The organism is Aurantivibrio infirmus (assembly GCF_054767315.1).
The window spans coordinates 1-546 of record NZ_BAAFSK010000025.1; the positions used below are offsets into that span (position 1 = coordinate 1).

A 546-nucleotide genomic window follows, 5' to 3' on the forward strand; every position below is an offset into this window, starting at 1 on the left:
TTAACGCCCAAAGCACCCGGCCCGCGAGCGTTTAATGGCCTGCTTTTCAAGGCCATTGCTCGCGTGGGTCGGGTGGCTTTGTTTGTTAACTGTTTTTTTGCGATACATATTTTATTGCCATTGCTTCCAAGCCCCCATTTTCATCGTACAAATTATTGATGAACTCATCTTCTATTTCTTCTAGGCTATCTACGATTTCTGGTAATTTTGCTTTTCTAATTTTGCGTTCCCTGGGATAAGGTTCACCAAACAGGGAAATAGCATGTTTCAAACTTTTTGATAGATTAATTAACCCTATTTTATTAATTGCCTCCACAGCTTCTGGCGCAAGCACGCCTGTTGAATTAGCAAAAAATTGCTCCAAGCCCCCATTTAGAATTTCTGCTTGAACCCAATACGCACAAAATAGATTTCGTTGGACTGGATCCTCCTTGGCGAATTGCTTTAAAAACGTTTCAGCCCCATCATAAATTGATGGAAAATCAGTAGTTACATCACTAAACGGCCAGTATTCTTCGATATTGTTCATGGAGTACAGTTAACGCC

General features: G+C 40.8%; 1 protein-coding gene. It reads right to left on the bottom strand.

Going from position 1 to position 546, the window contains the following annotated elements; genetic code table 11:
- Positions 1 to 85: 85 nt before the first annotated feature.
- The gene (locus ACYUCY_RS18335) at positions 86 to 529 is read right to left on the bottom strand and encodes a DMP19 family protein (RefSeq protein ID WP_460227988.1); all 444 of its coding nucleotides are present in this window, start codon (positions 527 to 529) and stop codon (positions 86 to 88) included.
- Positions 530 to 546 lie beyond the last annotated feature (17 nt).